Raw genomic sequence first — 10,369 nt, forward strand, 5'->3', positions numbered from 1 at the left:
CACTATCATCAGAACCTGTTTCCTTGTATGATTCATAATATACGTCGTATCTTTGACTGGTTATTTATTTTCATATGCCTAATTAAATCTAAGCCTCGCATTTAGCTGAATTGCATTGATTCATATTCATGTATACTCCCCCTTTAGGCACATTCAAATAAATAACTAGTCAGTATGCTAGTCTATTTTGAATCATACTACGTTAACAGAACCCTCTGATAGCACCACTATCATCAGAACCTGTTTCCTTGTATATTTCAAAATATACGTCGCATCTTTGACTTATTATTTATTTTCACATGCCTTTACTGATTTTTAAATATAGAAAAACACTAGAGATACTTATACTCCCAAAGAAATTGAGAATATAGTCTCTAGTGTTACTAGTCAACTATAAATACATTTTAATTTTATTAATATTAACAGTATCAAATCATCCATAGTTTGTCAATAGGGTTACTATATAATATAAATTTAATACTTGTTATGTTACACAATTTATCCGATGACAGCAACACATAGCTGAATAATTCATGTAAAGTTAATATTAAATGGATTTAGGCACATTCAAATAAATATATAAAAATCCACTAGAAACTCCATACTTTAAAATAAAGCATTCAGATTCCTAGTGGATTTAACTTTATAACTCTTTGAATATACATAGTTTTTTCTAATCTCACAACTGTTATCTTATGTTTCTTCATATAATTTTAATTTATATTTAATGAAGTATACAAAGTATATTATTCTGTGAGCCTCTCTCTTTTAAAAATATTAGTAGATTAATTTATTCTATTATCTATCCACTAAATATAACTTTTTCTTTATTGCCGCTATAAATAAAATTAATATTGCCATTATTATAAACACCTCCTATAAATTTCCTATGAATTCTCATACAATCTTCTTCTAAACTAACCATTGTCTTCACTCCTCTTGAAGTAAAATTATATTAGTAAATATTATTTAGATATTTACTAACATTTTCATTCTATAACTAGTAGCTGAATAATTTATCTAAACTTAACAGAAATACAAATTTACACTTATTAATAAGATTCATCGATAATATAATTAAACGTTATCAATTTATTACCAATTGTGAATTTTCAATCTATTTGTACTAATCATATCAAACAATATATACTTTGTCAATATAATTACTATTGATTGTGCCATTTATATCAGTTTAAATTGAAGCAAGTTCTTAATTCAGGTGGGGATTCTTTTATCCCATCTGAATTTTAGAACTGCAAATGCATGGCTTACTTGGCGTTGAACTCCCCCTTGAAGAAAAGCAGACAAAACAAAATTTATTTTGTATTTGGTCGCTTTCACAGAGTGCAAGTAGAGAGCCCAAATTTTAATTTGGTGCGAATCACTTTCGCAGAGTGCAAGCAGAGAACCAAAATCTTCTTTTCGATTTTGTGTGAATCGCTTTCACAGAGTGCGTGGGAGACTTACGCCAAGTTAGTCAGGTTAAAACAATTCAATTATCTTATACTTAGGCACATTCAAATAAATAACTAGTCAGTATGCTAGTCTATTTTGAATCCTACTACGTCAACAGAACCCTCAGATAGCTCACTATCCTCGGAACCTGTTTCCTTGTAGACTTCAAAATATCCGTCGCATCTTTGACTTACTATTTATTTTCATATGCCTTATTGAGAAGAATATAAGATAATTAATTTAACTCAAAAAAGATATATAAAAAAGAATAAATACTTATTTAATTTATTCACTTGCTTACTAAAAATAATTTTTAACAATTATTTCCAGTAACAAAAAGCTAAAAAGCTGTGTCGCTATGCATAAGATATGCATTGTGACACAGCTAATTTTTACAAGTTCTTATTTTATAATACAAAAAGAAAGTATTCTATAATTCTTTAATTGTTTCTACCAATCAATAAATCTTTTTCAATAATATGATTAGTTAGCCACTTAGCTATGAAATTAAGTAATTCCATAATATATTCATCTTGATTTTGGTCAATTTTATTTAAATCAGTATCGGATATCTTTTTTATAAATTTTTCATGATCAATCTTTTGACTAAATAATTTTTTATAGTGTATACTTTCCATATAATCTTCTTCATCTTTAAAATGAACTATAGTATAATCTCTTAGCTCTTCTATTATTGCAACTATCTTATCGTATTTGTCGATACTATACTCATCCTTTAATAGTTGATATGCCTTTTCTCCTAATTCAAATAACTTTGCATGTTGTTCGTCGATACCTGCTACTCCCACTTTGTATTCTTCTTTCATTTCAAACATCTGTTGTCAACCCCCTTATTTTAATAATATATTTATGCTTAAATACTAGATAATTTATCTAAACTTAGTGTGAGTACAAACTCCAACTAAGTAAAATTCATTGATATTTTGCAAAAAAGTTTATCTACCTGTTGTATAAGTAAGTATATTAGCAAAGCACTACTTAAAATTTGAGAATTTTTATTTTTTCTCTATATTATTCGTAATAAATCCCCATAGATGAATTATATAACATTTTTATATAATTTACTTAAAATTTATTTGTTAAAAATCAATTTTAATAATTGTTTTTAATAGTAGAATAGTAAAAAAATCTGTCTAGCTATGCATAGCGAGGCAGACCCTTTATCTATATGAATATTTTATTTATTTCTTCTTATTCAGCATTATATCGAGAATCATATCATTAGTTTCCTTCATAGCCACGGAACCAATATTGCAGGCATTCTTTATTGTATTGTCTGCATCTGACTCTACAATTCCCTCTTTGTCAGTAATACTTATATCTTCCATAGCTAAAATTGCTCCAGTAATAGCTGCAAAAACACAGGTTGATATTTTAAGTGCACAACTATTTTTAGCACCATCACAGACCATTCCCATTATATTGCCATATACATTTTGAATAGATTGTTTTATATACTTCTCATTACCGCCTAATAAAAATGTTAGTGCTGTAGAAACAGATGCTCCTGCCAAAACTGCTCCACATAGAGCAGACAATCTTCCTAGGTAACTGTGCATATATATGGACATCAAATTACTCATGGTAAGAGCTCTTGTTATAGTTTCCTCGTCTTTTTCAAGTTCTTGTCCCATTGTTATTACAGGTATGGAAAGCAATATACCCTGATTTCCACTTCCACAACTACTTAGTACAGATAATGAACATCCATCCATTCTGGCATCAGATGCAGCTGCAGTTTTAAGTATAGTTTCTATCATAATATCATTTTTAAGGAGATTATAATTTATATATTTATTAAATACTTTACCTACTTTATGACCATAGTCATTTTCTAGTCCCTCTCTACTTATGTATTCATTAAGCCTAGCATTTTCTCTTATAAATTTTATCTCTTCATAGGGAACATTTACTACAAAATCATATATTTCTTCAATAGATAAAATTTCTTTATCCCTTAATAAATAAGCTTCAGAGTCATTTTGTGTTTCGTCTTTTTTAAATAAGACTTGTCCATTTAACTCAACCAAAGTAATATTTAAATGACTTTTTTCTATAACAACTCTTGAATGTTTATCTTTATTTCTCAATATGACTTCTATATATATGTAAGTTATATTTTCCTTTAATTTAACCTGTACCTTACCACTATTCACTATACTCTTTGCCTTGGCAACCTGTTCCTTGGTTAAATCTTTTAAAACCTCCAGCTTGTAGTCTGATTTTCCACCTATACTTCCTACTGCAGCAGCTATGGGAATGCCAATCATTCCCGTTCCTGGTACCCCTACTCCCATGGCATTTTTCAAAATACTATTGCTTGCATACACTTCTATACTTTCAGGTTCTTCCTCCAAAACTTCTCCAGCTTTTGCAGCAGCATAAGCTATTGCAATTGGTTCTGTACAACCCATAGCTGGTACAGCTTCTCTTTTTATTATATCTATATATTCATCCCATCTTTTATTTTCCATAGTCTTTCCTTTCCAGTTTCTTAATTTTGTATCTATCTAAAATTACAATTTATTGAGTTTTGAATTTAAAGGACTGTCTCAAAAAAATAAATATTCACTAGATTTAAGTACTATTTAAATCAGATCTAGTTTTTCTTAAAACAGGAATAGCAAGACTTATTACTAAAACCATATGGAACAATACAACAAACATGCTGGCAGATACAATAGTCTTACAAATTGAATTGGGTAATAGAAAAATATCTGAACCAATAATTGCGTTAATTCCCAAAAGTATAATACTTAAAAATCCAAATTTATTTTTTTCTTTCATTATCTAATTTGCTACCATTTCTTTGCATTTTTTACTAAATTCCCAAATATATGAAGCATCTCTTGAGAGCTACTGCTCATCATTTCAGGATGCCATTGAATACCTAATACAAAATTTTCTCCATCCTTCTCTATAGCTTCAACTGTTCCATCTTTTGCTTTTGCTGTAACTGTAAATCCCTCAGCTATTCTGTTCAGAGTTTGATGATGAAAACTATTTGTAGTTATTTTTGAACCTAGTATAGAGTGCAGTTTACTTCCTTCTAAAATTTCTACAGTATGCCCTGCAGTAGAAGGACTTGTTTCTTGAAAATGCTTTATATAACAATTTTCATCATAGGATAAATCCTGATTTATACTTCCTCCGAAAGCTGCATTCATAATTTGAATTCCTCTACATATTCCAAGTACCGGTTTATTCATTTTACATGCCTCTTCTAATAGCCATATATCAAATTTATCTCTCTCTGGTAATATTGCTCCTAATTTTTGCCTTGGTTCTTCACCATAAATTAATGGATTCACATCATAACCACCAGATAAAATCAATGCATCCACATTTGACATTTGTTCTATGACTATACTTTCATCACTTACAATAGGTATTATATAAGGTATTCCCCCTGCCATAGCTACAGCTCTCACATAATCATCATTGACATAAGCTCTTTTATATCCTGGAAACATTCCACCCCTATCAATTATAAAGTTTCCTGATATACCTATAATAGGTTTTCTACTCATTTTAACCCCTCCAATTGCTCTAGATGTTGTTTTTTCTTATGACTATCTTAGGCTTTGTTCAAAGCTTCCTCCTTTTTTTCATAATAATTACTTCTAAGATTGATTTAAGGTATATTCAAGCAATCCAATAAGTTTAATCGGTATTAATATATATCTATTTTTGCAAAAATTTTTTACAAGATAAATTGATTACTATCAATATTTTACTGAATTACTTTCTCAATTAACAATTAAAACCTAAAATAAACTTCCTTATGAATCTTATAAATATATATATCTACGAAGCAATTTTTATGCCAATATATCTACAAATTATAATTATAACTTAGCATAAATTTATACATTATTTTACAAAGCACTAAACTACAGCTTTTATAATACTAATTACTTAATAAAAGTATCTAATCAATAACAATGTAAACTACAGTAAATAAGCCATTTTACAATATATTGAGTAAAATGGCTTATTTGAATTTATCAATTTATTTTTGTTGTATTTACTGTACTTCATTTAATATTTAAATATAAGAAATTCCTTATTCCTACAACTATAATAAATTCAATGGACTAAACAGGTTGAACTCATATCCCATTACTTATCCTGTTTAATATTTTTTCACCCTTTTTAGTGATTTCACTTCCGCCTCTACCAATTTTTGAATAAATTATATTCATCTCATTCATTATTTTTAAAACAGATCTAACCTCAGCTTCTGTAAAATTCAAGTTTTCTCTTTTAAGCTCCTTAATTATATTATTTCTTCCTGCCGATATACCTTCATTATTAAGTTTCCTTACGGTTTTCAGTGTATAAAAATATTTTTCATATCCTAACTTTTTATTTAAAATCTCAATTTCTTTTGAAAAATCATCATCAATATCAGTTATATAAAAAGGCAATGACTTTTCTGTTATTTCCTTATCTTCGCACATTAAAGATATATAGGATGATACATTCTTAACTTCTCTTATATTTCCTGGCCAGTTGTATTCTTCAATTATTTTCTTAACTTCACCGTTAAATTTGTATTTATCTTTAAGAAAATATTTTAATAGTAGTAACACATCTTCCTTTCTGTACCTTAAAGGTGGAATTAAAAGTGGAAGTACATTTATCCTATAATAAAGATCTTCTCTAAACTCTCCAACATCAATTAAATTTTGTAAATTTCTATTTGTGGCAGCAATGACTCTTATATCTATGTCAATTACCTTGTCTGAACCTATTCTCATAACTTGTTTTTCCTGAAGAATTCTAAGTAGTCTTGTCTGTAGATGAAGTGGCATATCACCTATTTCATCTAAAAATATAGTTCCATTATTAGCCATTTCAAACAACCCTTTTTTACCTTCCTTTAGTGCACCTGTAAAAGCTCCCCTATCGTAGCCAAACAGTTCACTTTCAAGTAGGTTTTCTGGCATAGCTGCACAGTTAACAGCAACAAAGGGCTGATTCCTTCTTCCAGATTCATTGTGAATAGATTGAGCCAAGAGCTCTTTTCCCGTTCCACTTTCTCCTGTTATAAGAACCGTTAAATTTGAGTCGGATATTTTCTTTGCTATTCTTATGCATTTTTCCATACTAGAGGACCTAGTTACTATATCTTTAAAACTATATCTTGCTATCTGACCATGTTCTCTTAACTTGCTACTTAGGTTTTGCTCCAATTTCTTTATCTCAGTTATTTCTCTAATATTTATAAGTATGCCGTTTTCCATTCCTAAATAATTAAGTACTTTTTTATTTACGTTTACATACTTATTTTTAAACTTAAAGACTTCATCCTTTAATACCTTTTCAGAACTCAATTTCTTTAAATCTTCTTCAAATATATCATAAATATTTTTATGAATAATATCTTCCCCTATATCAAGTATTTTTAAAGCACTATAGTTCGCAACAATTATTTTCCCGTCTCTATTAGCTAAGATAATGCCCTCATTTAACTGATTTAAAACAGTATCCATCTCCAAGTTTTTACTATACAAATCTTTATATTGTTCCTTTATTCCATTCCCTATGTTTATTATAGTATCAGAATATTTCATAAGCCTCTTCTGAATTACGTCATTATGTATTTGAAGTCTATTTATCATTTTCATAAAGGTTAAAAAATCTATACATCTGTCTCCAATGTCTACAACCTTCTTTATATATTTTGGCACTCTATTTATTTCACCTGGTGTAATCGCAACTTTTATATCTGGATATTCTCTTTCTTCATAATAAGGTATAAAATTCAAGTGATTTATTCCTATTTCATATAATAGAGAAACAATTTGCAGAGTGGTTTCTTTGTTGTCATTTACAACTAAAACATCCATTCCTTCAGGTATAGAAAATATTTTGTATGCTTCTTTCTCTCTTATAGTTCTTTCAATAACAATTATTTTACTGATGTCTTTTACATAATCTTTTATAGCTATAAGCCTTTCCTCTATCATAACAAGCACTAAATCATCTTCTATAACAAATCCCTCTTCTATTTCCGATATATAATAGTTATTTATGTTTACAAGGCCTCCAAATATTTCTTTTAAATTGTCTTTCAAAAAAACTGCTAATTTTGAATTGCTATCAGTAACTACTGCAATACTTTTCATTTAATTCACCTGCTTCTATAATTTTATGATTATAATAACACCTTTTACAATTCATATCATAATATAACTTTCATATATAAGGCACATTCAAATAAATAACTAGTCAGTATGCTAGTCTATTTTGAATCCCACCGCGTCAACAGAACCCTAAGATAGCTCACTATCTTAGGAACCTATTTCCTTGTTGACTTCAAAATATACGTCGCATCTTTGACTTGTTATTTATTTTCATATGCCTTATTTAAATTTTTACATTCTTCATTATACATTATACTGATAATATGCATCCTACTGCTATAGTCTATATTTAAAACTACTAATTTTAGCCAATTGGCAATATTTAAATGTAATAGTTTGTAGTTTATTGAGATATATTGTAGTATGTTATATAGTATAATTATAATTTACATTAAATATTTCACATTATTTATAATTTAAGCAAGGAGATTGCCAATGAAAAAATTTGTATTTATAATTCTTTTTGTAGTTATGTCAGCATTTATATCCTATAAATGCATGTATATAGTTAGAAACAAAACATCTCTATACAAGGACAATGGCATATACTATATGTCCAAAGTAGATAATAAAAGTTTTTACATAGACAATTTAGGTGTATGGAAAAAACAATTTATTAAAGGTGTAAATATCGGTGCTGCTAAACCTGGTTATTTTCCTGGAGAATTACCTGTAACTAAGGATGAATATAAAAGATGGTTCAAGTATATGGCAAATATGAATGTAAATAATATAAGGGTATATACTGTAATGAAACCAGAATTTTATGATGCCCTGTATGAATATAACAAAGAATCCTTAAAGCCTATTTATCTTTTTCAAGGAGTATGGGTTAATGAAAATGATATAGCTAATATTAAAAATGCAAATGATCCAAGAATAAAAAATGCAGTAAAAAGTGATATTAAAGATTTAGTGGATATCATACATGGAAAAGCTACTATTTCACCTAGAAAGGGATATGCCAGCGGTACCTATACAAAAGATGTGTCACCTTATGTGGTTGGCTGGATTCTTGGAATAGAATGGGACCCTAATTTCGTACTAAATACAAACAGTTTAAGTCATAACGTCACCAGCTATTCTGGTGATTATCTATATACAAAAGATGCATCACCTTTTGAAAGTTTTCTTTGCGAAATTGGTGATTATACCATAAGCTATGAGACTTCAAACTATAAGATGCAAAGACTTGTAAGTTTTACAAATTGGGTAACCACGGACTTACTTTCCCATCCCAATGAGCCGTTACAGGATGAAGATATAGCCACAGTTAATACAGAACATATAAAAAAGAAAGCTAGCTTTAAGCCAGGTCTTTTCGCGTCGTACCATATTTACCCTTATTATCCTGATTCTATGAATTATCAGCATAAATATGCAAACTTTAGAGATAAGGATGGAGGTATAAATACTTATAAGGCCTATCTTAAAGATTTAATAGAGAAACACACAGTACCAGTTTTAGTTGCAGAGTTTGGAGTACCTGCTTCACGAGGAATGACTCATGAAAATATATATACAGGATTTAATCAAGGTGGCGTTGACGAGACAAAGCAAGGTGAAGATGATGTGTCCATGCTAAAAGATATATATGATGAAGGCTATGCAGGTGGTTTAGTTTTCACTTGGCAGGATGAGTGGTTTAAAAGAACTTGGAATACCATGGATTACGACCTTCCAGATAGAAGAGCCTATTGGTCAAATTCACAGACTAATGAACAGGAATTTGGACTTTTGGCCTTTGATCCAGGAAATAAAAAGAGTATATGTTATGTAGATGGAAATAGCTCTGATTGGAAAAAGGACAAACCAATAGTACAAAATAATAAATTTAAGTTATATGTTAAAAGTGATGAGAAATATGTATACTTTCTAGCCAATGTAAAAAATTTTGACTTAAATAAGGACACTTTTACTATACCTATTGATATAACTCCAAACTCCGGAAATTTAAACTATAAGGATGAAAATTTAAAATTCCAAAGACCTACTGATTTTGTTATAAATATAAAGGGCAATAATGAATCAAAGGTCCTAGTGGATGCATACTACGATTCCTTCTATTATACCTATGCAGATGAACAATATATGATTCCAAAGCAGAAAGAATATGAACAGAAGAATAGTGGTATTTTTAATCCTATTTATTTATGTCTAAATAGAGAACTTTATCTTCCACAGGACAAAAAAACTTTACCATTGTCAAAATATGAAACTGGGAAGCTTAAATTAGGTGATGCCAATCCAAGCAATAAAGATTATAACTCACTTACAGATTTTTCTGTGGAGAAAGATAACATCGAAATAAGAATTCCCTGGGCACTTTTAAATGTAATGGATCCTTCAAATTTAAAAGCTATAGATGATTTCCATGCTATAGGCAGTGTTCAGCCTATGGATATTAAAGGCTTTTATGTAGGTGGTGCCCTTGTAAACTCTAAGGAACATTATGTTAGTAATATGGTTTTATATTCATGGCAGAAGTGGGATATACCTACATATCACGAAAGATTAAAACCCTCATATTACATTCTCAAGAATGCATTGAAAGACATAGGGGATAAATACTAATACAAAAGAAAGAGGATATTTCATGCAAATATATGTTTATTATTCTATAGTTATTTTTTCTATAATAATAATATTTTTATATTTTTATATACTCTGGGAAAAAATATATGAAATATATAAAAATAATAAGAGAAAAAGATATTTAGATGAAATTTTATACTACGTGT

At 28.9% G+C, this 10,369-nt stretch carries 7 protein-coding genes; 1 reads left to right on the forward strand and 6 read right to left on the reverse strand.

Annotated features, from left to right (window positions below; all coding sequences use genetic code 11):
• Positions 1-802: 802 nt before the first annotated feature.
• The 6 genes from RH99_RS19960 to RH99_RS16275 form a co-directional block, all read right to left on the reverse strand.
• A complete protein-coding gene (locus RH99_RS19960) occupies positions 803-925 on the reverse strand; it encodes a hypothetical protein (protein WP_279374516.1) in 123 nt (40 codons plus the stop codon).
• Positions 926-1,895: 970 nt separating this feature from the next.
• Entirely contained in the window at positions 1,896-2,291 is a 396-nt protein-coding gene (locus tag RH99_RS16255) for a bacteriohemerythrin (protein ID WP_010240715.1), read from the reverse strand.
• 366 nt (positions 2,292-2,657) lie between these two features.
• A complete protein-coding gene (locus RH99_RS16260; RefSeq protein WP_010240716.1) occupies positions 2,658-3,950 on the reverse strand; it encodes an L-cysteine desulfidase family protein in 1,293 nt (430 codons plus the stop codon).
• Positions 3,951-4,053: 103 nt separating this feature from the next.
• Entirely contained in the window at positions 4,054-4,263 is a 210-nt protein-coding gene (locus RH99_RS16265) for a hypothetical protein (protein ID WP_010240717.1), read from the reverse strand.
• Positions 4,264-4,274: 11 nt separating this feature from the next.
• Positions 4,275-5,006, reverse strand: coding sequence for a gamma-glutamyl-gamma-aminobutyrate hydrolase family protein (locus RH99_RS16270; RefSeq protein WP_010240718.1), 732 nt, complete (start codon positions 5,004-5,006; stop codon positions 4,275-4,277).
• 582 nt (positions 5,007-5,588) lie between these two features.
• Positions 5,589-7,610, reverse strand: a complete 2,022-nt coding sequence (locus RH99_RS16275; RefSeq protein ID WP_010240719.1) for a sigma-54 interaction domain-containing protein — start codon at positions 7,608-7,610, stop codon at positions 5,589-5,591.
• A gap of 453 nt (positions 7,611-8,063) precedes the next feature.
• Here RH99_RS16275 and RH99_RS16280 point away from each other — a divergent pair, with 453 nt between their 5' ends.
• Entirely contained in the window at positions 8,064-10,202 is a 2,139-nt protein-coding gene (locus RH99_RS16280) for a hypothetical protein (protein ID WP_010240720.1), read from the forward strand.
• The last annotated feature ends 167 nt before the right edge of the window (positions 10,203-10,369 follow it).

Source organism: Clostridium arbusti SL206, from assembly GCF_000246895.1.
Classification (GTDB): Bacteria; Bacillota; Clostridia; order Clostridiales; family Clostridiaceae; genus Clostridium_I; species Clostridium_I arbusti.